Source organism: Salinimonas iocasae, from assembly GCF_006228385.1.
In the GTDB taxonomy this organism is placed as follows: Bacteria; Pseudomonadota; Gammaproteobacteria; order Enterobacterales; family Alteromonadaceae; genus Alteromonas; species Alteromonas iocasae.
Genome location: NZ_CP039852.1, coordinates 1048781 through 1073019 on the forward strand (window position 1 = coordinate 1048781; position 24239 = coordinate 1073019).

The 24239-nt window shown below is 47.9% G+C and carries 21 protein-coding genes and 1 other RNA gene; 13 read left to right on the forward strand and 9 right to left on the reverse strand.

Translation table 11 applies throughout. From position 1 onward, the window contains the following. Window positions 1-42 precede the first annotated feature (42 nt). From FBQ74_RS04565 to FBQ74_RS04580, 4 genes are all read left to right on the forward strand, one after another. A complete protein-coding gene (locus FBQ74_RS04565) occupies window positions 43-327 on the forward strand; it encodes a DUF1289 domain-containing protein (protein WP_139755545.1) in 285 nt (94 codons plus the stop codon). Between the two features lie 66 nt (window positions 328-393). Next, on the forward strand, window positions 394-1218 hold the full coding sequence (locus FBQ74_RS04570; protein WP_139755546.1) for an HDOD domain-containing protein: 825 nt from the start codon (window positions 394-396) through the stop codon (window positions 1216-1218). A 57-nt stretch (window positions 1219-1275) separates the two neighbouring features. Then, complete coding sequence (locus tag FBQ74_RS04575; RefSeq protein ID WP_139755547.1) at window positions 1276-2091, forward strand: DUF481 domain-containing protein; 816 nt, start codon at window positions 1276-1278, stop codon at window positions 2089-2091. 90 nt (window positions 2092-2181) lie between these two features. Next, window positions 2182-2928 carry a DUF481 domain-containing protein gene (locus tag FBQ74_RS04580; protein WP_139755548.1) on the forward strand — a complete coding sequence of 249 codons (747 nt, stop codon included), beginning with the start codon at window positions 2182-2184 and terminating at the stop codon, window positions 2926-2928. A 68-nt stretch (window positions 2929-2996) separates the two neighbouring features. Here FBQ74_RS04580 and serA read toward each other — a convergent pair whose 3' ends face one another. The 6 genes from serA to ssrS form a co-directional block, all read right to left on the reverse strand. After that, window positions 2997-4226, reverse strand: a complete 1230-nt coding sequence (gene serA / locus FBQ74_RS04585) for a phosphoglycerate dehydrogenase (protein ID WP_139755549.1) — start codon at window positions 4224-4226, stop codon at window positions 2997-2999. 117 nt (window positions 4227-4343) lie between these two features. After that, a complete protein-coding gene (gene rpiA / locus FBQ74_RS04590) occupies window positions 4344-5000 on the reverse strand; it encodes a ribose-5-phosphate isomerase RpiA (protein WP_139755550.1) in 657 nt (218 codons plus the stop codon). Between the two features lie 60 nt (window positions 5001-5060). Then, window positions 5061-5663 (reverse strand): 5-formyltetrahydrofolate cyclo-ligase, encoded by a 603-nt coding sequence (locus tag FBQ74_RS04595; RefSeq protein ID WP_139755551.1) that lies wholly within the window; start codon window positions 5661-5663, stop codon window positions 5061-5063. Window positions 5664-5788: 125 nt separating this feature from the next. Then, window positions 5789-6730, reverse strand: a complete 942-nt coding sequence (locus tag FBQ74_RS04600; protein WP_139755552.1) for a nucleoside hydrolase — start codon at window positions 6728-6730, stop codon at window positions 5789-5791. A gap of 18 nt (window positions 6731-6748) precedes the next feature. Beyond that, window positions 6749-7642, reverse strand: coding sequence for a ribokinase (locus FBQ74_RS04605; RefSeq protein ID WP_139755553.1), 894 nt, complete (start codon window positions 7640-7642; stop codon window positions 6749-6751). A gap of 22 nt (window positions 7643-7664) precedes the next feature. Next, a non-coding RNA gene (ssrS, locus tag FBQ74_RS04610) (6S RNA) lies at window positions 7665-7848 on the reverse strand. Window positions 7849-8281: 433 nt separating this feature from the next. On the opposite strand from ssrS, the gene FBQ74_RS04615 reads away from it, so the two are divergent. The 6 genes from FBQ74_RS04615 to FBQ74_RS04640 all read left to right on the forward strand — a co-directional run bounded on the left by FBQ74_RS04615 (window position 8282) and on the right by FBQ74_RS04640 (window position 14668). After that, the gene (locus FBQ74_RS04615; RefSeq protein WP_139755554.1) at window positions 8282-8848 is read left to right on the forward strand and encodes a UPF0149 family protein; all 567 of its coding nucleotides are present in this window, start codon (window positions 8282-8284) and stop codon (window positions 8846-8848) included. Beyond that, entirely contained in the window at window positions 8849-10156 is a 1308-nt protein-coding gene (gene pepP, locus FBQ74_RS04620) for a Xaa-Pro aminopeptidase (RefSeq protein WP_139755555.1), read from the forward strand. 3 nt (window positions 10157-10159) lie between these two features. Beyond that, window positions 10160-11368, forward strand: a complete 1209-nt coding sequence (gene ubiH / locus FBQ74_RS04625) for a 2-octaprenyl-6-methoxyphenyl hydroxylase (RefSeq protein ID WP_139755556.1) — start codon at window positions 10160-10162, stop codon at window positions 11366-11368. 4 nt (window positions 11369-11372) lie between these two features. Then, a complete protein-coding gene (locus FBQ74_RS04630; RefSeq protein WP_139755557.1) occupies window positions 11373-12545 on the forward strand; it encodes an FAD-dependent monooxygenase in 1173 nt (390 codons plus the stop codon). A 67-nt stretch (window positions 12546-12612) separates the two neighbouring features. Beyond that, complete coding sequence (locus tag FBQ74_RS04635; protein WP_139755558.1) at window positions 12613-13914, forward strand: M24 family metallopeptidase; 1302 nt, start codon at window positions 12613-12615, stop codon at window positions 13912-13914. Window positions 13915-13930: 16 nt separating this feature from the next. Beyond that, complete coding sequence (locus FBQ74_RS04640) at window positions 13931-14668, forward strand: tetratricopeptide repeat protein (protein WP_139755559.1); 738 nt, start codon at window positions 13931-13933, stop codon at window positions 14666-14668. Here FBQ74_RS04640 and FBQ74_RS04645 read toward each other — a convergent pair. Next, window positions 14665-15519 carry a LysR family transcriptional regulator gene (locus FBQ74_RS04645; protein WP_139755560.1) on the reverse strand — a complete coding sequence of 285 codons (855 nt, stop codon included), beginning with the start codon at window positions 15517-15519 and terminating at the stop codon, window positions 14665-14667. The genes FBQ74_RS04640 and FBQ74_RS04645 overlap by 4 nt on opposite strands. A gap of 138 nt (window positions 15520-15657) precedes the next feature. Between FBQ74_RS04645 and gcvT the strand changes: the two genes are divergently transcribed. The 3 genes from gcvT to gcvP all read left to right on the forward strand — a co-directional run bounded on the left by gcvT (window position 15658) and on the right by gcvP (window position 20142). Beyond that, entirely contained in the window at window positions 15658-16737 is a 1080-nt protein-coding gene (gene gcvT / locus FBQ74_RS04650; protein WP_139755561.1) for a glycine cleavage system aminomethyltransferase GcvT, read from the forward strand. Between the two features lie 26 nt (window positions 16738-16763). Further along, window positions 16764-17153, forward strand: a complete 390-nt coding sequence (gene gcvH / locus FBQ74_RS04655; protein WP_139755562.1) for a glycine cleavage system protein GcvH — start codon at window positions 16764-16766, stop codon at window positions 17151-17153. A gap of 91 nt (window positions 17154-17244) precedes the next feature. Then, the gene (gene gcvP, locus FBQ74_RS04660) at window positions 17245-20142 is read left to right on the forward strand and encodes an aminomethyl-transferring glycine dehydrogenase (protein ID WP_139755563.1); all 2898 of its coding nucleotides are present in this window, start codon (window positions 17245-17247) and stop codon (window positions 20140-20142) included. A 737-nt stretch (window positions 20143-20879) separates the two neighbouring features. Here gcvP and FBQ74_RS04665 read toward each other — a convergent pair. Both FBQ74_RS04665 and FBQ74_RS04670 read right to left on the reverse strand, forming a co-directional pair. Further along, window positions 20880-22919, reverse strand: coding sequence for an ATP-binding protein (locus FBQ74_RS04665; protein WP_139755564.1), 2040 nt, complete (start codon window positions 22917-22919; stop codon window positions 20880-20882). After that, the gene (locus tag FBQ74_RS04670; protein WP_139755565.1) at window positions 22916-24223 is read right to left on the reverse strand and encodes an SIR2 family protein; all 1308 of its coding nucleotides are present in this window, start codon (window positions 24221-24223) and stop codon (window positions 22916-22918) included. Before FBQ74_RS04670 ends, FBQ74_RS04665 begins: the two co-directional genes overlap by 4 nt. Window positions 24224-24239 lie beyond the last annotated feature (16 nt).

Below are 24239 nucleotides of genomic sequence, written 5' to 3' on the forward strand. Positions count from 1 at the left end.
ATACTGCGTGGGTGATTATATACGGGCTGTTTATCAATAAGCATGACTGATTCGACTTCTTCCCAACCTGCACAGCTGGAATTCTTTGAAGTTCCCAGCCCTTGCATTGGTGTGTGTCAGTCGGGACCCCGGGGGTATTGCAAAGGGTGTTTTAGAAGCAGGGATGAGCGATTGTACTGGTTACAGGTAGACGCCCCGACCCGACGAAAAATCGTCGCGGCCTGTTACCGGCGCAAGCAGGCTGCTTTGCGCAAAAAGCGACAGGCTGAAAAAGAAAACCTCACCCCGGTTCAGTCTCAGTTTGATTTATTTGATAATAACAGTTAACCAAATTTAGCCCGAACGTCGCGCTGTCCTGATATAATAGCGCTACATTTATGGTGGTTTACTTTCATGACGTTAGAAAAACTTGTTGCTTATGCGGCCAATTCTTTTGCGTTGCCCGATGTGTGTTTACGGCTTCGCGAGGTGCTTGATGATCATCGCTCTGATGCCGATGACATTGCGCGCCTCATCTCGGTGGACCCATCGCTGACGGCAAAAATACTGAAGCTGGCCAACAGTGCGCTTTTCCGTTTTCCATCGCAAGTCGATTCGATTAGCCGCGCGGTTAATGTAGTTGGCGGTGAGGCACTTTACAATTTATCGGTAGCCGAAACAGCAAATGCTGCCTTTAAGACATTCGACAGTCACCTGATTGACCAGGAAAAACACTGGAACGAATCAGTCTATTGCGGCATGGCGGCAAAATACCTTGCTCGTCACGTGGGACTGCGCGGGAGCGAGCGTTTTTTCGTTACAGGGATCCTGCATAATCTAAGCGAGCTGGTGATGGCAAAATACGATCCTAAAGGCTATGAGCGATATCTGGCTGAAGACAGTAAATTATTGCCGTGGGAAAAGCAGCAGCTTGTCTTTGGTTTTGACTTTGCACACCTGAGTGGTTTAATTCTGGAGCGCTGGCAACTTCCACTGCCGCTTTTCTATCCGGTCAGAAACCTTCATAATGTACAAAAACAAGCCAATGAAGTGGACATTGCTTTATTAGCATGTGCTCAGCGGGTTACAATCCGTGAGAAAGGCCAGGATGGGCAGGAAAATATCGACCTCTTTACGCCGGCTATTGCTAATAGCCTGGATATTGAGGGTGAGGCGCTGGGCAATGCAGTGATTTATGCAAACCAGGAAACCAGTAAGGTTGCCTCGCTAATTAATTAATAAAAACAATCGGCCAGGGACGGAATACTTTGCGCTAAATGTCATTCGAACCCATTTATGTTAAACCAACCTAAAGCCTGGTTTTGGGGCGCTGCCTTGGTTATTGCCTGCAGTTTTCCAACACAGGCAGCCGATAAAAATTTAATACAGACTCTGTATCATACCGAGTTTACCTTTAATCAGGATGAGGCTGAGGAGCTGTTTTCGCTAGATGGCGAAATCGGCGTGCTTAATGCCAGTGGTAACACTGATGCTACGTCGCTAAAACTGGGGATTATTTCAGAGCAGGAAACACCGAACTGGAACAATAACTACTCAGCAGATTTTCTGTATAAGCAGACTGAAGTAGAGTCGGACGGTGAAAAACAAGACCGGGTCAGTGCCCAGCGTTTTTACGGAACCGCCCAGTTTGACTATAAGCTGGACATGCCGGGACGACGTCTTTTTATGTATGCCGATTATGAGAATGACCGTTTTAACGGTTATGAATATCGGGCAACATTGGCCAGTGGGTGGTCTCATCGCATGTGGAACACTGATGAAAGCATGTTCCGCTATAGTATCGGACCAGGATATGGTTTTGTTAAAGCGGAAGATGACACGGTAAGCAATGCTAATGATGGACTGATTTTGCGTGCCTCCGGTGAATACCAGTATCAGTGGTATACCGGGTCACGGTTACGGCAGTTTTTAAGTGCTGAAATAGGCGCTAATAATATTAAAACGCGGTCAGAAACCGCGCTTTCGGCAAATTTGTTTGACTCGCTGGCGATGAAATTATCTTTCGTCGTTGCGTATGAGACACAGCCGGTAGGCGATATCTCGGGGCTGAATACCGAAACCTCATTGTCTGTGGTGTATCGCTTCTTCTGAATCAGGGATGCCTGTGAGCAAAAGCTCAACGAATAATAAGGCCCGACAATAATGTTCGGGTCATTTTTTTGGAATATTATGAGGAATAACATGAAACGAACAGTATTAGCTGTCACTGTTATCGGTGCGCTTTTTTCAACTACGGCCTTCGCCCAGACTAAACAAAAGCCTTTAACGCTGGAAGGTGGCCTGGGTTTCATCTTTACCACAGGTAATACCGATACCACCTCTGTAAACGGTTCACTGGAGTCGCATCAGGAGCTGGAACGCTGGAGTAACGACTACAGCCTGAGTGGCCTTTATAAAGAAGAAGCTGTTGAAAATGACGAAGGTGTCGAGGAAGACAGAACATCAGCACAACGCTTTGATGCCCGTGCACAGGCTAACTACAAACTGGATAATCCGGATTATCGTCTGTTCGGGTTCGCTTCGTACGAAGATGACCGTTTTAGCTCGTATAACTATCAGTCCACAATCGCAGCGGGTTGGAACCATAAGTTATGGCAGGACGATACCACGTCATTTGAATACTCAATCGGTCCGGGTTACGCATTCAACGAAACACAGGATGGCGAGTCGCAAAACGGTATCATTGTTCGTGCATCAAGTGCCTTTCAGTGGTTGATCTCTGATACCGCGAAATTCACCCAGACAGTCAGTACCGAAGTGGGTAGTGAAAACACGAAATCTGCTGCCGAGAGTGCGCTTACCGCCTCAATCAGTGGCAACTTGTCACTGAAAGTATCTGTTTCACTGAACCACAACTCGAATGTTGAACCAGACAAAGAAAAGCTGGATACCGAAACAGCAGTCACGCTGGTTTACAGCTTCCTGTAAAAACAGAACCTCACACTAAAAAGCCAACCTCCCGGTTGGCTTTTTTATTAACACAAAGAAGCAACGTTTTAGTGAAGCAAACGCGCCTTAATCGTGCCATCAATCTGCATTAACTGGGTAAGTCCATCGTAGGCTTTGTCCGCTTCAACATCAATGACCACATAACCGACATCGGCAGTCGTTTGCAGGTATTGTGCTTCGATGTTGATGCCACGCTCTGCAAATGTGCGGTTGATTTGCATGATCACACCCGGACGGTTTTCATGGATGTGCAGCAGGCGCGAACGCCCCGGATGATCTGGTAGCGATACTTCCGGAAAATTAACTGCAGACAGGGTAGAGCCGTTATCGCTGTATTTAGCCAGTTTACCCGCTACTTCCACACCAATGTTTTCCTGCGCTTCCTGGGTACTGCCACCCACATGCGGCGTTAATATTACATTATCGAACTGGCGTAACGGTGATTCAAACGTTTCAGAGTTTGACTTGGGCTCAACCGGAAATACATCAATAGCAGCACCACTTAGCGCCTTCGCTTCCAAAGCTTTTACCAGTGCGTCGATATCTACCACGGTGCCTCGTGAAGCGTTTATAAGAATCGCGCCTTCTTTCATTTTTGACAGCGTATCAGCATTGATGAGGTCTTTTGTCTGGGCTGTCTCAGGAACATGGAGAGTAACAACGTCAGAGGTGTTGAGCAGCTTGTCCAGACTCTTAACCTGGCTAGAATTACCCAGCACCAGCTTGTCTTCAATATCGTAAAACTGCACACGCATTCCCAGGTGCTCGGCAAGTATGCTTAATTGGGTTCCTATGTGACCGTAACCGATAATTCCCAGCGTTTTGCCCCGGGCCTCAAATGAGCCGTCTGCTGTTTTATCCCATTCCCCGCGGTGTGCCATGGCATTTTTCTCAGGAACTTTTCTAAGTAACAGAATAATTTGACCAAGCACCAGTTCAGCCACTGAGCGGGTATTGGAGAAGGGGGCGTTAAAAACCGGAATGCCCCGTTTTTGTGTAGCGTTTAAATCAACCTGATTGGTGCCTATGCAAAAGCACCCTACAGCAACCAACTTGCTTGCTGCGTCAACGACCGCCTCGGTCAACTGAGTACGGGAGCGAATGCCAATGAAGTGAACATCTTTTACCTTCTCAATCAGTTCATCTTCAGGCAGTGAGGTTTTGAGATACTCTATATTGGTATACCCGCTGTTCTGCAGGGTTTCTACAGCACTTTTGTGAACACCTTCAAGTAACAGGATACGGATTTTTTCTTTGGGTAATGACACTTTGCTCATGAACGCATCTCAAAAATAAAAAAGTAAAAGACATCTGGACGTCTAAACGTATCAGATGATCGGCAGGCTGAAAAGGATAAGTTTGTTTTTTGTACCTGCCCGAAAACGCCAGACCCGTTAATCGTATTGATTGACGCCGTTGTCATCTGCGCACAGCACAATGTTAGCTCCACGCATGGCAAATAATCCATTAGTAACCACGCCGGCAAGGTTATTAATTTGTGCTTCCAGCTCCCGCGGATTCAGAATCTCCAGATTATGCACATCTAATATTACGTTACCATTGTCGGTAGTTACGCCCTGACGGTAAACCGGATCGCCTCCGAGTTTTACCAGTTCTCTGGCTACGTAGGAACGCGCCATTGGAATTACTTCTACCGGTAGTGGAAATTTACCAAGCACAGGTATCCGTTTAGTGTCATCAACAATACAAATGAACGTGCGAGCTACCGCAGAGACAATTTTTTCCTGCGTTAGCGCTGCGCCACCTCCTTTTATCATATGCTTATGCTCAGTAACCTCGTCAGCGCCGTCAATATAGACATCAAGCTCGTCTACCTCATTTAAGTCGAAAACCTGAATTCCGTGGTTCTTCAGACGCTCTGTAGAAGCATTGGAGCTGGATACTGCCCCGATGATATCGTTTTTCATGTCGGCAAGCCCGTCTATGAAATAGTTCACTGTAGAGCCGGTGCCGACACCAACAATCGTATCTGGTTTGATAAACTTCAGTGCTGCTTTTGCTACCGCTTCTTTCTTCTGATTCTGGTCCATACACCCTCCTTATTCTGTTAGCGCAAAGTGTACCGCAACTCGTGAATATTTTGAGCCTGTTTACGCGCTTTTATCGAATTGCCATATTTTGTCAGGGGTAATAATGATATCGCAGGGAACATCCCACGGTGCAACAGGTAGTTCATCAACCTGCTGGCAGCTATGAGCGATACCCGCTAGGCGAGGACGTCGGGGATTCTCGCGATAATGAGCCAGGGTGCGATCGTAAAACCCGCCGCCCATCCCCAGACGATTTCCGGCAGCGTCAAAGCCGACTAAAGGCATCAGCATAATATCGTGCTCGTCCATCAGTCGAATAGATTGTGCAGCGAGGTGAGGCTCTGCAATGTTGAAGCGATTCAATCGCATAGGCGTGTTTGCGTGATAATCCAGAAAAAGCAAATGTTTATGGGTAATCGGGTGTAGCACAGGCAGCGAAACGGCAATATCTGATGATTGACAGTATGCAATCACTTCCGACAAATCGGGCTCACCGTCGTTGGCAAGATAAGCGCCGATGCGACGAGCACCAGTAAACCATGACAGCGATTTTAGCTGCTCAGCAAGCATCGACGAAGCGATCCTTTGCTCTTCAGAGGTTAACCTGTTACGGGCCTTGCGTAATTCCTGTCGCAATTTGCCGCGACCTGGCGAATCAGTCATGAAACAAAGACTCCGGCTAGGGAAATGCCTAGCATACGTTGCCGCTAAATGATTGCAATACCGCTGCGGGTAAATAAAAAAGCCGGCGAAGAGCCGGCCGGCTTTAGAAAGGTTATTTTAAATGCTTACTTCGCGTAGGTGTCTATAAACAGAGCTTCTAAACGCTCAGCGTCGACTTTAGTCGCCACTTTAACGGTTTGCGCTTCAGTCCACAGTGGGCTGGCAGTGCTGCCAAAGGGGGCAACGATAGTCTGCCCACGATTTAAGTCGTCGGTTGAAACCCGAATATTGCCCTCTGTCATTTCAAACAGATCCGGTTGAATCAGATGCGCTAACGGGAAGGCATCATGGAAACAACATACGCGCTCTTCGCCTTCTTTTGTATAAAAGTCGATATAGAACTGAGCAGCTTGCTGCACAAAGCCACCCAGCTTTTCATTCTTTTCTGCCAGCGTATCGACAAACGCTTCTTTAAAGCGAACCGTATTGGTGACATCCAACCCGAACATAGCGATGTCCCAGTCAGCTGAAAAAACGATGTCGGCCGCGTGGGCGTCGTTCCAGATATTAGCTTCTGCTACCGGCGTGACATTACCAGGAACAAACGCAGCGCCACCCATAATACTGACACCTTTCACCAGTTTAGGAAGTTCAGGTTCAAGACGCAGTGCCAGGGCAAGGTTACCCAGAGGACCAATGGCAACCAGGGTAATTTCGCCAGGGTACTTGCGGGCCATATCTACGATAAACTGAGCAGAACTGCGGGGATCCAGCTCGCCTTCTGCGGCCGGGTAATCAATGTTTCCGAATCCGTCTTCACCGTGAACAAAGTGTGCGTAGGATGATTCCGGACCCACCCACGGCATACCAACACCTTTGGTTACCGGAATATCCTTGCCCGCCAGTTTACACAAAGTGATGGCATTTTTTGCAGACATATCAACAGGCACATTTCCGAATACGGTCGTCAGTCCCAGTACCTCAATATCCGGCGACTGAAACGCAAAAAAGATAGCCATTGCATCATCAATACCCGGATCGGTATCTAAAATTATTTTGTGTGTCATTATTTTTTGTTCCAAAAATCAGGCTTGTTTTGCCAAAAAGCGGTCGACTTCCTGTTGGGAAGGAATTGATTGAGCGGCACCCTGACGGGTAACTGCCAAAGCGGACGCAGCACAACCGCGTTTCAGTGCCTGGCGTGCATCAGTATGATTGCTGTAAGCAGATAAAAAGTAGCCGATAAACGTATCGCCAGCAGCAGTTGTATCTACCGCTTCTACTTTAAAGGCAGGCACTTTTTCAACTTCGTCCTTACGAATCATCATCACGCCTTCTTTACCCAGTGTGATTAGCACTTCTGCGTGCTGCCACTTTTCCTGAAAACAACTGACTATTTCATCAAGCGAAGACTGCCCGGTTATAGCGGCAGCTTCTGTTTCGTTCACGATGAGCAAGTCAACGCAATCTAACGGAAGTTCGTGAACGTTGTCACTCATAGGAGCCGGGTTAAACGCCACTTTCAGCCCTTTTTCGCGAGCCTGCCTGAGCACCTCGTCAATACAGCTGGTTTCATTTTGTGTCAGTACCCAGTCAGAAGACCCGGTATCCAACAGCGCTTTTTTAACCGTATCAGGGGTGATGGTCTGATTAGCGCCGCCAAACAGAACAATCGCGTTCTCGCCGCTCGGCGTCACCTGAATGATTGCATGACCGGAGGGGACGTCGTGACAACGCACATAACGACAATCCACACCATTTTTGATCAGCGTTTGTTTAAAAGACGCATCGGATTCGTGAATACTGCCAACATGCTTTACATCAGCGCCAGCCTGCGCCAGTGCAATGGACTGGTTAGCACCTTTGCCACCTAGCAATTGCTGATAGTTTGATGAGGCCAGGGTTTCACCTGGTCTTACGAAGTGGTCCACCGAATACACATGATCGATATTGATGGAGCCGAAATTAATTACAGCCATTTCTTCTTCTCGTCGAAAGAGGGCGTCTCCCAGAATGCCGCTGTTCATTTTTCGCCCGTGAGCCGAAAGGTTCACGGCGGAAGAATCATCATGACCGTAGGCTTCTCGATACGCGCCGAGCTTGCTCAATAGTCATAAGTTCAACTTCCTTTTTTTAAAGCATCGGCCAGGGACATGAAATGAACTGGCAAACATCCCAGGAGACATTGATCAATTATAAAACGCAACAGGGTATATGAAACGCGCAGGCGCGTGAAGAGATCAGTTGCCTTCGCTATACGTTAGTCACGTTTACCATTTTAAATGACACCGACCAGCGGTAACCCGCAATGTCGGAACAGATGCCACGATTATGTTGTTGCGCTGAAAAATTTCAACCAAAACTTAACCAAATGGTCAAAGAAATAACTGCTGATACCGATCTTAATAGATAATCCGCATTAACGAAAGGGCAGCGTTGGGAAAGATATTATATTAAGCACTGATAAATTCGCTGCAACCTGATGCAGAAAAAGCAATGTCTCGCACAAGTAAAAGTAAACACCTTCAATACTGTAGCAAACGCGTCAAGCTAGGCTTTAACACGGCTTTTTGCTAGGATGAGGGGTGTTAAATACTCCATTGCAAAAAGGTTACCCCGTGGACAGACAACTCGATTATGACAACGTAACAAATGTACTGTTTCAGCATTCGGTAAATGCTGATGCGGCCGAAATTCACGGAATCATGTGCGGCATGTTATGTGGTGGAATGTCCCTGACTGACCAAAAGTGGCAGTCGGTACTGGCTGATACGACTAATCAGGGCGAACCTTTCTCTCAGGCAGTTAGCTTCAAGCTTGAACAACTCTATAGTCAGACCTGTGAACAGTTACTGGAAGGCGAATTCAGTTTGCAAATGATGTTGCCGGATGACCAGACGCCAATTAATGATCGCGGTGTGGCACTGATTAACTGGGTACAGGGTTTTATGCTTGGCTTTGGCCTGCATCAACAGGATCTGATGCAATGTTCTGCTGATGTCAAAGAAGCAATTAATGACTTTTCTGATATCTCGCGCATGGAAGAACCTATGGATGCCGACGAAGAGTCGGAAAAAGCGCTTTACGAAGTTGTTGAGTATGTAAAAGTATCTGCCCTGTTGTGTTTCAGTGAACTGGGTCGCTCTTTACTTGATGATCAGAAAGACTCACCGTCGGTACATTAAATGATTAGCCAGCAGGAATTTATAGCGCGTCAGCAGCGTTTGCTGGCACAGTGTGCGCCTGACAGCGTTTGCATCATCCCGGCAGCGCGTATGGTGACCCGAAGTCGTGATACCGAATATATCTTTCGGCAGGACAGTGATTTTTGGTACCTGACGGGCTTTGACGAGCCAGATACCTGGTTGTTGCTATCTAACCACGAACGGCACCAACACTCTTTTTCAGCCATGGTATGTCAGCCTAAAGACAAGACTCAGGAAATTTGGCAGGGGCGCCGTCTTGGTGCTGAAGAGGCTATTGCCCGGTTTGACCTGGACGAAGCCTACGAGTTAGCTGAACTGCCTGAAGTACTGATGGAATGGCTGTATGGTCACAAACATGTTTACTTCGCACTGGGCCAGCACCATCATGCTGATACGTTCGTTCTGGAGGCGCTAAGCGCACTACGCAATGCGCCGAAAGAAGACGTTGCACCGCCCTCGATACAGGACGTTCGGCCGCTTTTGCATGAGATGCGGCTGTTTAAGTCTGCCTGCGAAGTTGCCGTGATGAAAGCTGCGAGCAAGATTTCTGCTGCAGCCCATACCCGGGCGATAAAAGCTGCCCGCCCTGGCGTCTATGAATATCAGCTTGAGGCAGAGCTGCACCATGAGTTTTCGATGGCAGGCGCACGTTCCCCGGCGTATTCAACCATCGTTGGCAGTGGCGAAAATGCCTGTGTTTTGCATTACACCCAAAATAACAAAATGCTGGAAGAGGGCGATCTGGTGCTGATTGATGCCGGCGCCGAGTACCTGGGATATGCAGCTGACATTACCCGTACATTTCCCGTATCCGGCAAGTTCTCAGAGCCGCAAAAAGCAATTTACGCCCTGGTTTTAAAAGCGCAGCAAAAAGCACTGGATTTCATTTCGCCGGGTGTCACGCTTAAAGACGCCACACGCTTAGTCGTTGAAATTATTACCGAAGGCTTAATAGAGCTTGGCCTTTTGAGTGGGTCATTGAGTGAAAATCTTGAAAATGAACGCTGGCGACAATTTTTCATGCATGGGCTGGGGCACTTTATTGGTCTGGATGTACATGATGTAGGTAACTACCGTATTGACGGTGAAGAAAGGCCATTACAACCAGGCATGGTTATAACGGTTGAGCCAGGCATTTATATTGCGCCTGATGCCGATGTTGATGCCGCTTATCAGGGCATTGGCGTTAGAATTGAAGATGATGTGGTTATTACCGCCACAGGTATTGAAGTATTGACGGCTGATGTGCCCAAATCGATAGAAGATATTGAGGCGCTAAAGAGATAGACAGTGACAGAACAGACAGCGACACGGACGGATATTGCGATTATCGGCGGCGGCACGGTAGGCAGCGCACTGGCATTGGGCATTACGCAGCGTACCGGGTTTGACGTAACCGTTATTGATTCCAATACACTGAATGCAGATCAGAAACATCCCGGATTTGATGCCAGGGTCATCGCACTATCCCGGCGTACCGTGGATGAGTTCGCTGAGCTCGGCGCTGATGTCACCACTGTCAACGCCGCACCAATTAAACATATTCAGGTATCTGATAAAGGCGCGGTGGGGCTGTGCAACCTGCATGCAGATTCATTCAGACTGGATGCATTTGGTCATGTCATTGCGTTAAGTGCACTGGGGCCGATTATCGGCAATGCGATTGGCGATGCGGCAAAACGCATAGAAAATACTTCTGTGGAATCGGCCCGACAGGAAAAAGAGCGGGTTTTGCTCAACCTGAGTAATGGTGAGGCATTAGCAGCCCGGCTGGTAGTACTGGCCGACGGTGGCCGCTCAACGCTTGCTGAGTCTTTGGGGTTCGAGCGTCACGCAGAGCCATATGATCAGGTTGCTGTCATCTGTAATGTGACCCTGTCCGAACCTCACCATAATAAAGCCTATGAGCGATTCACCGCAGATGGTCCACTTGCGTTTCTGCCTTTTAATACCGATAAAAACGACACCGGGAATACCTTTTCTGTTGTATGGACAGTTCGCCCTGAGCTGGCTGAACAACTGACCGCGATGCCTGACGAGCTATTTATACGGTCGCTGCAGAAGGCATTTGGTTATCGCCATGGTGTTATCCGCAAGGCCGGCGACAGACAGCAGTATCCGCTTGCGCTGCGCTATACTGATCGTCTGACTGCTCATCGCGTCGCTGTGGTTGGCAATGCTGCACAGACACTTCACCCGATTGCTGGTCAGGGTTTTAATCTGGGTCTGCGTGATGTCATCGCGCTGACTCACATTCTTAAAGGCAAGGACGATCCCGGAAGCTTCGGCGTATTACGGGAGTATGCTCACGCCAGGCAGTCAGATCGCAACCAGACAATCTGGCTGACTGATACGCTGGTTCGCAGTTTTTCCAATGCTGCGCTGCCATTAGTAGCGGGGCGCAATGCAGGATTGATAGCGATGGACAATTTACACGCTATTCAGCAGCGCTTTGTCCGCCAGACAACCGGTTACGGCCCATCGACAACAGGAAATTAAGACGATGCATAAAGTTGATATTGCAATTGTAGGTGGTGGAATGGCCGGGCTGACAATGGCAGCTGCACTATCCGGCAGTGGTCTAAACGTTGCCTTGATAAGCCGCGAGCCCCTGGAGCAACCCGTTGGTGAAGCGCCAATGTTAAGGGTTAGCGCCATCAATGAGGCAAACCGCGAAGCGTTAACTGCATTAGGTGTTTGGCAATATCTGCCTGAAGCGCGCATTTCGCCCTACACCCATATGCATGTATGGGATAAAGACAGCTTTGGTCATATTCACTTTGACCATGAACAAATGCAGCGCGCGCAACTGGGTCATATTATTGAAAATCAGGTATTGGTCAATGCACTGGCTAAAAGGGTCATGCAGCAGGAGAATGTAACCCTGCTTCAAAGCAGTATAGAAAAGGTGCTGTGGGGCGAGCATGAAACGATGGTAATGCTGCAAAATGATGATGTGGTTGCCTGTAAGCTGGTGGTTGGTGCTGACGGGGCGAACTCCTATGTGCGCAAGCAGGTAGGTTTCCCCATGACGTTTCGCGATTATGGGCATACCGCTATTGTTGCGACGATAGAAACCTCACAATCCCATGAACGTACTGCCAGACAGGCATTTACGCCAACCGGACCGCTGGCGCTGTTGCCGCTCAAAGAACCCAATCTGTGTTCTATCGTCTGGTCTCAGGATACCCCTGAAGCTGAAAGGTTGATGCAACTGGACGATGCTGAGTTTGCACACGCCCTTACAGCCGCGAGTAATAGCGAACTAGGTACTATCACCGTAAAAAGCGAGCGTAAGTCATTTCCATTAACAATGCGCTATGCCAGACAGTGGGCTGGCGAAGGGGTGGTCATCATCGGCGATGCTGCGCATACCATTCATCCACTTGCCGGTCAGGGCGCCAACCTTGGTATGCAGGATGCGCTGGCACTGGCGGAATTAGTTCGCCAGCTTGAGCAGCAGAATAAACCGATTGCACGGCTTCGTTATCTACGGCCATTCGAGCGGGCCCGAAAAGCAGAGGCGATGAAAATGGTCAGTGCCATGGACGGATTCAAACTATTATTTGAAGGTAACAACCCGCTGAAAAAGATGGTTCGGGGTGTTGGCCTGGTGACTACTGATAATATCCCTGTATTGAAACAAAAACTCATCAGTCAGGCGATGGGATTTTAACGCAATATTTGCAAAGGGCTAAAAGCGTGCGCATGATAGTTCCTGTTAACGACAAACAGGATGACTCATGGACAAGCGTGGCTTTTTAAAATTTTCCGGTGTGGGGCTGGCCTCGGCCTCATTGCTAGCGGCCTCTGCAAAAGCAAGTGCTCAATCGACATCTGACGACGCATTTTACACCGATAACAAACTCACCGACATTACCGGCTCAGTCAAGCCGGTAACCGCAAAAGAACGCCAGGCGCGCATTAATAAGGCACAGTCATTAATGGCTGAGCACGATATGGCTGCAATCATAATTGAGCCCGGTGCGGCGATGGATTATTTCACGGGCATTCAGTGGTGGCGTAGTGAACGGCTCACTGCCGTGGTGATTCCCAGAGAGGGTGATATCGCCGTTGTGACGCCGTTTTTTGAAGCGCCCAGCGTAAAAGAAACTCTGCAGGTCGGCCAGGATATCCGGGTCTGGCAAGAACATGAAAGCCCGTTTGAGCAGGTTAAGCAAATCCTTAAAGACCGGAAAGTTACCAAAGGAAATATCGGCTTTGAGCAAAGCGTTCGTTACTTTGTGCTGAATGGTCTGATGCCGCTGTTACCTGATATGAAAAATGTCTCGGCTGAACCGGTTACACTGGGCTGTCGCATGTACAAATCAGCCCACGAACTACGTCTGATGCACAAAGCTAATGAGATCACACTGCAGGCTTATGACCATGTTTATAAAAATCTTGAGGCAGGCATGTCACAGGGTGATGTTAAAGGTCTGATGCAATCAGCCCAGCAAAAATTGGGCGGCAGCGGTATCTGGACCATGGCATTGTTTAATGAAGCCTCCGCCTATCCCCATGGCACCCGGCAGGAACAGGTGCTCAGGGAAGGTTCAGTAGTATTAATGGACTGCGGATGCTCAGTGCATGGTTATCAGTCAGATATTAGTCGCACGTTTGTATTTGGTGAAGCCAGCAAGAAGCAGCGAAAAGTCTGGCAACTTGTGCGGGACGGCCAGCAGCGTGTATTTGAGCAGGCCCAACCGGGTAATACAGCCGGTAGCGTTGATGAGCGCGTCCGCCAGTTCTACAACGAGCAGGGATATGGGCCGGGTTATCAGCTACCCGGACTGTCACACCGGACCGGCCATGGTATCGGAATGGAAGGTCACGAGCGGGTTAATTTTGTAAAAGGCGAAAAGCAGAAGCTGGCACCTGGTATGTGTTTTTCCAATGAGCCGGGCATTTATATTCCGGGAGAGTTCGGGGTCAGGCTTGAAGATTGCCTGTATATCACCGACAAAGGGCCACAATGGTTTACCCGCCCGCCGCAAAGTCTGGACAAACCTATAGGTGAGCTCGCCTCACTAAGTACGGAATAATCACTGGAGAGAAGTCATGATAACAGGGAAGTTTCTAACACGACTGATAATGTGCGCACTGCTGGTTACCGGTAATGTCCAGGCGCAGGATGCAGCCATCCCCGAAACACTGATCGACCAGCTTGAAACCCTGGCTGAAAGCGAAAATGCCGAGGCGATGTATCATCTGGGCATGCTTTATAATAATGGCGTTGGGGTTCCCCGATCGCCGTCTAAGGCGCTGGCATACTTTCGCCAAGCTGCTGAAAAGGGCGATGCGCTGGGCCAGTATAAGCTTGGCTGTTATCTGGTTGGGCAATTCGGTCAGATAGACGGACTACAGCTGAATAAGGACGAGGGCATTGAATATAAGCAGGCTGCTGCCGAAGCCGGTTACGCGCTGGCGCAATACGATGTTGCCGGGTTTCACTTTCAGCAGAAGCAATGGGACAGCGCGCTTGAGTGGCTAACACGTGCTGCTAAACAAGCATATCGTCCCGCCCTAGTGGCCCTGGCCGGAATTTACAGCGATAAAGGCACGCCGGTGTATGACCCGGTCAGCGCCTGGCAATATTTTCTGTTGATGCCTGAATCGACCGGCACTGAGTGGCTGCAAGCCCGCCGGTCAGCAGTAGAAGGTGCGTTAAGTGCAGAACAAAAGCAGAAAGCGGCAGAACAAAAGTCCAGTATGCAGTTTGATCGAACAGCACTTACCAAACGTGCGCAAGCCGGGCTGGACAGAGCAAAAGCGCTGGTAATGCAGCAAGGCGATTAAGCAGCGCTTGTCAGACGGGTTTTGATGAATTCGGCCAGCGTTTTACTGACCACCGGATGCTGGCTGTCCTGATTAAACAGGCAGATATTCACTTTACCCAAATCTGGCAGAAATCGGTGTTTCAGCACGGTCAGATTGGCGGGCATACTGGCGCGGGCCAGCGCGGTAATGCCCAGGCCCTGCTGGATAGCAGCGGTCAGTCCGGCAAGGTCGGCATTGGTATAGGCGATTTTCCACGCCCGGGTTTGCTGTTTAAGCTGTGCAATGACCCGGCTTCGATAGACGCAGCCATCGGGTGCCAGTACCAGCGATATTGCATCACCATGCACCGCCAGCCCCGAATCACCCACCCAAACAATATCATCCTGCAATACCAGTTCACCCTGAGTTTCTTCATCCGGGTTAGCCAGTGCCAGAATTAAATCGAAGCTGTCGCGTTTAGTACGGTGTAATAAATCACGGCTAAGTGCTGAGGTGACTTCCAGGGATACGTCAGGGTAGCGTTTGGAAAATTCGCCGATCAGGCCGGGCAACAGGGTTGATGCAAACTCACTAGGGATCCCGAGCCTTAGCCTGCCGCTTAACGGCGCGGGCGATAGCGATCTGAATATTCCGTCATTCATCTCCAGTAACTCCTTTGCTTTGGGGTATAGCCAGTTGCCATCTGCACTGGGCACGTGACGCTGACCGACTTTGGTGAACAGTTTACGGTCAAGCTGTGCTTCCAGTTTTTTAATCTGCAGGCTGATAGCAGGCTGGGAACGGCCCAGCCATTCACCGGCTTTGGCGTAACCGCCTTGCTCAATCACACTGACAAAGGTACGCAAATTGTCCAGAGATAGCTGTTGCATAAAGATTTAAATTTCTGATGTTAGGCGCTTCATTTATTATACTTTTAAATGTAATGATAAGAAATTCCAATTTGTTACAAAAGTGTTGTCGCCCTATACTTGCGCCATTATTTTGCAATCATCAAAAGGTTGAGATACATGAGCAGCAAAACAGGATTACACGCCAAGCACCTTGAAGCCGGTGCCAAAATGGTGGACTTTTTTGGATGGGACATGCCAATCAGCTATGGTTCTCAGATTGAAGAGCACCATGCGGTCAGACAAGACGCAGGCATGTTTGATGTATCACACATGACGATTGTTGATGCAACCGGCAGTCAGGCGAAAGATTATTTACGCTATTTGCTGGCTAACGATGTGGCAAAACTGAAAGACAAAGGCAAAGCCTTATACAGCGGCATGCTGAACGAAGAGGGTGGCGTCGTTGACGACCTTATCGTATATCACTTCGACGATACCAACTACCGTCTGGTAGTAAACTCAGCCACGCGCGAAAAAGACATGAACTGGTTACTGGCCAAAGCTGAAGGCTTTGATGTCACTATCACTGAGCGTTCTGAATTTGCCATGATCGCAGTGCAGGGGCCTAACGCGAAAGAAAAAGCAGCCACTTTATTCAGCGAAGCGCAAAAAGAAGCGGTTGCAGGCATGAAGCCGTTTTTCGGGGTACAGGCCGAAGATTTGTTTATCGCAACCACAGGTTACACCGGTGAGGCCGGCTACGAAATTATGGTGCCCGAAACACGTGCGCAGCAGTTCTGGCAGGGTTTGCTGGATGCGGGCGTAAAACCGTGTGGCCTGGGCGCCCGTGATACGCTTCGCCTTGAAGCGGGTATGAACCTTTACGGTCAGGATATGGACGAATCTGTGTCACCGCTGGCAGCGAATATGGGCTGGACCATTACCTGGGAACCGGCTGACCGTGATTTTGTGGGTCGCAAGGCGCTAGAAGCACAGCGTGAACAGGGCACCGATAAACTGGTTGGTCTGGTTATGACGGACAAAGGCGTATTGCGCGCTGGTCAGAAAATCAGAACAGAAAAGGGCGAGGGTGTGATTACCTCTGGTACATTCTCTCCAACACTCGGCCATGCAATTGCGATGGCCCGTGTTCCTGCCGGCACTGAAAATCAGGTCGAGGTGGAAATGCGCAAAAAGTGGGTTACAGTAGACGTTGTTAAGCCTAGCTTTGTTCGCAACGGTAAGAGTGTTCTTTAACTTTTAACTTCAAGTCAGGAAAAACAATGAGCAATATTCCAAAAGATTTACGCTACGCGGCAACTCACGAATGGGTACGTCCTGAAGGAGATGGCGTCTTTACAGTAGGCATCTCTGAGCATGCTCAGGATCTGCTGGGTGATATGGTATTTGTTGAGTTGCCGGATGTGGGCGACCAGGTCAGCACAGGCGATGATATTGCCGTTGCTGAGTCTGTTAAAGCGGCGTCTGATGTTTACGCGCCTATCAGCGGTGAAATCGTGGCGGTAAATGAAGAGCTTGAAGACTCACCAGAGCTGGTCAACTCTGACTCCTACGGTGATGGCTGGATGTTCAAGATTAAAGCCGACGACGCGTCAGAAGTTGAAAACCTGCTTGATGCAGACGGTTATCAGGCGTCAATCGACGAAGAATAATTCGGACAGGTTCGTCGCAATATATTGTTAAAAGGGGCTTAATAAACGCCCCTTTTATAATTCACTCTTAATCACACGTGCGTATTTTGCTATGTCAGATAATGCTTTAACGCTTGCTCAGCTAGAGCAGAAAAATGCATTCGTTCGTCGCCATATTGGGCCGGGCGAAGATGAAATTGCCCAGATGCTGCAAACCATTGGCGCGGAGTCTCTGGAAGATCTTACCAGTCAGACGGTACCAGCAGGCATCCAGCTGGATGAGCCTGTTAATGCCGGCGAAGGTGCTACAGAAGTCGAAGCGCTGTCTGCATTGAAAGCGGTAGCGGCGAAAAATAAAATCAATCGTTCATTCATCGGCATGGGCTATTACGATACGCATGTGCCAAATGTCATTTTACGCAATGTGTTGGAAAATCCGGGCTGGTATACCGCTTACACGCCCTATCAGCCAGAGATTGCTCAGGGACGTCTGGAAGCGATTCTTAATTTCCAGCAGGTCACCATTGATTTGACTGGTCTTGAGCTGGCATCTGCATCTTTACTGGATGAAGGGACTGCGGCAGCTGAAGCCATGGCCCTTGCCAAGCGTGTTTCAAAGAACAAAAAAGCGAATCTGTTCTTTATTGCTGATGATGTGCATCCGCAGACTAAAGACGTGGTGGAAACCCGTGCTGAAATGTTTGGCTTTGGTATCGTCAGCGGTCCGGCTGAAGAAGCGGCTGAGCACGATGTATTTGGCGCCTTGTTACAATACCCCTCAACCACTGGTGAAGTGAAAGATATCAGCGATATCATTACTGCGGTGCAGGCCAAAAAAGGCATTGTGGCGGTGGCGGCAGACCTGATGAGTCTGGTGATGCTTAAATCGCCGGGTGAGCTGGGCGCTGATGTAGCGCTGGGAAGTGCGCAGCGCTTTGGCGTTCCGATGGGCTATGGTGGTCCGCATGCGGCCTTCTTTGCAACGCGCGATAAATTCAAACGTTCACTGCCCGGTCGTATCATTGGTGTCAGTAAGGACACCCGCGGACGTCCGGCACTGCGTATGGCACTGCAGACCCGTGAGCAGCATATCCGTCGTGAAAAAGCGAATTCTAATATCTGTACCGCACAGGTTCTGCTTGCCAATATGGCTTCATTCTACGCGGTGTATCACGGTCCTGAAGGGTTAAAAACCATTGCACGTCGCATTCACAGACTTACCGACATTCTGGCCAGCGGCCTGACGGGTAAAGGTCTGGCACTGATGCACAACACCTGGTTTGATACCATCACGGTGAAAGTTGATGATAAAGCAGCGGTATTGCGCCGTGCGTATGAAAAAGGGCTGAATCTGCGAAGCGATATCGAGGGTGCGGTGGGTATTTCTCTGGATGAAACCACAACACGCGACGATATCAGCGCACTGTTCGAAGTACTGATAGGGCACGAGCATGGATTAGATGTCGAAAAGCTGGATGCTGATGTTACGACTCAGGGCAGCCGCTCTATTCCTGCTGATCTGACGCGCACCAGCGACATCCTGACCAACGAAGTATTTAACCAGTATCATTCTGAAACGGAAATGCTGCGTTATATCAAGTCGCTGGAAAACAAAGATCTGGCGCTGAATCATTCGATGATTTCTCTGGGCTCGTGCACCATGAAACTGAATGCCACGGCAGAGATGATTCCGGTCACCTGGCCAGAGTTTGGACAGCTTCACCCGTTTGCACCCCTCGATCAGGCGACAGGCTATCACGAGATGATTGACGAGCTGGCCGAATGGTTAATCAGCATCACCGGCTACGATGCGATGTCAATGCAGCCCAACTCCGGTGCTCAGGGCGAATACGCCGGCTTGCTGGCTATTCAGCGCTATCATGAAAGCCGCGGAGAAGGCCATCGTAATGTGTGTCTTATTCCAAGCTCTGCACACGGTACTAACCCCGCTTCAGCACAGATGGTTAGCCTGAAGGTTGTCGTTGTTGATTGTGATAAAAACGGTAATGTCGATTTAGACGACCTGCGCTCCAAGGCAAAAGAGGTTGGTGACAACCTGTCGTGCGCGATGATTACCTATCCGTCAACGCATGGTGTTTATGAAGAAACCATCCGGGAAATCTGTGACATCGTGCATGATCACGGCGGTCAGGTGTACATGGACGGCGCCAACATGAATGCGCAGGTGGGGATCACGGCACCAGGTTTCATCGGTTCAGACGTTTCGCACCTTAACCTGCACAAAACATTCTGTATTCCGCACGGCGGCGGCGGCCCGGGTATGGGGCCTATTGGTGTGAAATCGCACCTTGCACCATTCCTGCCTAATCACCGTGTTGTAGATATTGAAAATGCAGAAGAAGACTGTGGTGCCGTATCCGCAGCACCATGGGGCAGCGCGTCTATTTTGCCTATCAGCTACATGTACGTGAAGATGATGGGTGCAGCGGGCTTGCGTAAAGCCTCACAGGTGGCCATTTTGAACGCCAACTACGTTGCCAAGTCACTGGAAGGGCATTTCAACGTTCTTTATAAAGGACAGAATGGCCGCGTTGCGCACGAATGTATTATCGACTTGCGCCCGTTAAAAGACGGCTCCGGTGTTTCTGAAATGGATATCGCCAAACGTCTGAATGACTACGGTTTTCACGCGCCAACGATGAGCTTCCCGGTAGCCGGCACGCTGATGATTGAGCCGACCGAGTCAGAAGCGAAATTTGAGCTGGATCGCTTTATTGAAGCTATGATCAGTATCCGTCAGGAAATTGCCAAGGTGGAAAGCGGTGAGTGGGATGCCACTGACAATCCGCTGCACAATGCGCCGCACACACTGGCAGATATTTGTGACAGTGACTGGAACCGTAGCTACGACCGTCATTTGGCGGCGTATCCGGTACCGATTGTTGCACGCAATAAGTTCTGGCCCAGCGTTAATCGTATCGATGATGTATATGGTGACAGAAACCTGCAGTGTTCATGTGCGCCAATTGAAGCATATCGGGACGAGTAAGGTTTTTGACGATTTGAAAATAAGTTTGTGAACAGGTCAATTAGTTTGAGAATGAAATTAGTTGGAGTACGACTTTAATTAGTTTGTGAATGAAATTAGTTTGTGTACAAATCTAAACTCTCAATAGAAAGCTGCGACAGTGTTCGCAGCTTTTTTTTACCGATTGAGTTAGGCTAAAAAATGCTAGCTATTTATACATGACGAGGAAATATATACATTGCTCTTTAAAGGTATCGCAGAGCGGCTTAGGCCTGTGTTGTTTTTAGTTGTTCTTATGACCGATTACAATGAGATGCGATCTCAATGTCAATTCAGTAGGGGCCCGTGGACTAACTAGTGTAGAAGTTTAAAGAGTGTTTCCAATGAAATGCGATGTTTACTATCAGAATCGCTGAGCTGTTTTGGGTAATCACATCCCTTTTAAATTTTAATCGCCTAGCAGTGTGTGCGTCTAAAACTTTACACACTGTTCATGTGAATCGCTAGCAATGTGATCAAATTCATTTAATCTGGGAAATCTTACAACTTTGGGAATTCCCTTAAAAACAATAAGTTGTTGTTAATCAGGTAAATCATTTTGATCAAAAACTGTCATTATTTTGGGAATTTGGTACTTAGCGAAACGTGATTTAAATGGAATTGTTTTGTAGATCATGTTCTTAATGAAAGGCTCTTTCAAGGACCCGCCACTCGCTGATCTTAATCACAAATGCCTAGCTTGATAAGAAACCCATTGTTCAATCATCGTTTCGCTGTTGCCATTCCTCAGCAACGTCCTCCCAGCTTATTGATCTTTCTGATTGATTTGACCACACTTCCCAAAAATCAGGGTCATCTGAATGTGGGCGTTGCGCTTCTTCTAAATTGTTCATTTTAACGACCACCGGCAACTCTGATGCCCAACCTAGAAGAATAGCTTGTTGTGATGGTAGAGATGGTAGCTCTCTTAACAAGCCTCGGAGGTTATCAGGTACGAGTCTATTTACGAGTTCTTGGTCTCGATCATTACTTATACGGTGAAGTAGAAAGCTATTGCACTGCGAAAGGACTGTCGGTGAGAGCTCAGAAGGCCTTTGAGAGGATAACACTAACCCCAATCCAAATTTTCTTCCTTCACGCGCAATTTTTTCAAAAACCTGACAACAAACAGTGGCTGCATTTTGATTTTCCGCATCTTCTTTATATCTTTTTACAAAGGTGTGAGCTTCTTCCATTACCAACACTGTCGGAAGTGGCTTACCCTCATCATTTACTTTTCGATATCTTTGAAGGGCTTCAAAAGTCATTCTTGCTATAACAGCAGTGATAATATGTGTGACTTCAGCAGGTACTAAAGAAAGGTCGATGACGGTCACACAACCATCTTGAGCATTATTTTCGCCGACGTAACTATTAAGCCACTCTTCAAGCGACAGTGTAACACTATCTCCCATGATCTCGCTCATTCGGGTATCAGCAAGCATTGTCTTAATTCGAGTGATCAAAAACTCAGTAAATTGTTCATTACCAGTTTCCTGAGCGAGCGCTTCCAGATAGCTTACAAACGTATCACCCATGAACTGATTCGGGGTATCTTCACTCTTTGGAAGCAAATCAATTTCTCTACCACCAAACTGACCAAATGCATTATTGATAGATTCGATTATTTGGTTTATTTCGTCTATGTCTGCTTCGTAAGTTGGATATTGACCTGTTCTCGCATTTTTAAAAGCTTCGAGTGATGCGGACACTTCACTAAGCCTTGTATCAGACGCGTCCAACAATTCCAGAAGTGATTCTATACTTGAAGCCCATCTGCATAATTTTTCATAGAAATTTTTCGGTCTAGGAAACGATCCCCATGGCGAGCCTGCTGAACGTTCGTGCTTTGCGCTTGTGAGTATCGTAGCCAAAAAGCGCCGAATCGAAATGTCTATTTCTTCTGACAATTCAAACACTTCGTTTCTCATCGCTCTAAGAGCTCTTCTTAAAAGAGGAGCTTGTGCTTTGGGACTAGCTTGAGTAAAAGAAATCCATTCTGAACTGTTCCAAAACCAAAGTGGAACTTCCAAAGGATTGTCTATATCTCCTACTTTAAATACTCGCCCTTGATTACCAAAAACCTTTGCATATTCACCATTTGGATCTAAAACGATGAATCGTGCATTAGGTTCTACATCATCATTTCCTGATGCACTTTTTGCTGATTCGAGCGACCATTGAATGAGTCCTACAACGGAGCAAGATTTCCCACTTCCGGTATTGCCGAGAACTGCAAGATGGCGACCGAAAAGCTTATCAGGGTCTATGCAAACATCAGCATTCGCAGCTATTGGGCTGGTTCCAATTTTTACTCGTCTTTTATCACCTGATTCTACAATTGCCTTTAATTGTTCATCTGTTGGTATTAGGACTGGCTCACCAACACTCGGGAAAGACTGAACCCCTCTTTTGAATTTGAAAGTTTTCCCATCATATTTTAGCAACCCAAGTGGACTCACCTTCATCTTTCTCAGAGGAAATGGCAAATCAATCAGGCCGTAGTCCTGAAACCCTTTTCGTTTCGGAAACGGAGATTTTTCCACTGCTATCCACTCTACCTGAGACACTATAAACCCAGAATCGGTAGCAATGAGAACATAACTATTTATGCGGGGAAATGCTCTTGGCGTCCCAGCGTTAGCGGCAACACCATCGGGTGCTTCTAAATCGAGTCCGACCTTGATTTCATCAGGTGAGACAAACTCCACTGAACCAATGCGGAGAGAAGCACCGTATTCGACAGGTGAAATACTCATATCTCGTTCCCACCTTCGTTTTGAGTGGTAGAAGGTTGGGCTAACCCACGTGACTTGAGCAAATCAGCCATTTTTATTGTAGTTCTGTCTATTGCGGGTTTTGGAAGGTAATTGTCAATCAAGGTTTTTAGATCACCAAAATGCTTTCCAACCATTAAAGATATTTGAGCGGGCCTTTTGACTCCATCGTAAAATCTTTTCACTCTGCCGCTTTCATCATCGAAACTTATGATTACCAAGTGCGTTGATGGAATTGATAGCATATCTATTAACACTCTATTTATGTGCTCATCACCAAAGCTATAACCATAGATAAAAACCGTCGAGTTTGGTCTACAAGTAGATGCAGCAAGATCCCTAAACAACTCAACATATGGGTATTCGGCGGTTTCTCTATCCTTTGTTGAGTTGGGATAAATCATTAGGTTCCGTTGATCAGTTTTATTGGAATATGTACTGATGTCTGATGCTCCATATGGCAGTGCAAACCTTTTAATTACCCCATCTTGCGCAGTCCAGTCCAGTGAACCATGTAGTTTAGTGTAGTGGACGACACCCTCAAGATATCTTGGCTCTCCCCTTATACCCGGTGGGTTGTAATGCATATCTACGTCTACCCGAGAAGATCTGAATATTGGATTTATTGATCCAACAAATCTGTCAATTAACCTAATTCCAGCGAGCTCTGCACCATATTCAATGATTCGGTCATAATTAGTTGTAAAAAGGTTTAGGCGCTCTCTAGTCGCTGAACGGCTGGAGAAGCTAACCAAAAAACTCATCAAACATTCAGCTGCAAGTTCATTGTCAGCAGAGTTGATAATATTGTTTTCACTAAGGAGTACTTTATTAGCAAATGAAGATAACCCCGATCCAATTTCAAACTTTAGTTTTTCTAATTCCTTGCGAATTTTGCCTGAACCGTAAACATTTGTATTTATGTATATTTCCAAACCCCGGATTAGTTCGTTGCAAATTCGTATTTGATCTTCAATATTTGCAGTCCCTCTGCCCGAACGTTCAGCACTTACTATGGAAGACTTTTCGATTTGTTCCTTGAATACTGAAAAATCGAGTTGCTCCATGCCTGCGCCAGACGTATTTTTGGCTAGCCAGTGTGCAGCCGTAGAAAACCCGGAGCCAACTAGTAGGGACAAATGCTCGCTCTGGAATAAAGCGGTTAACCACGGTTCAATCTCACCTCTTAAACTATCTGGTTCTGGGGTATCAACGACAACCGGTAGTCTTTGATCTCGAACCTTATAAACGTGTTTATCGTTCCATTCTGAGGCGCTTTGTACCATTTTCCTTAATCCCTTC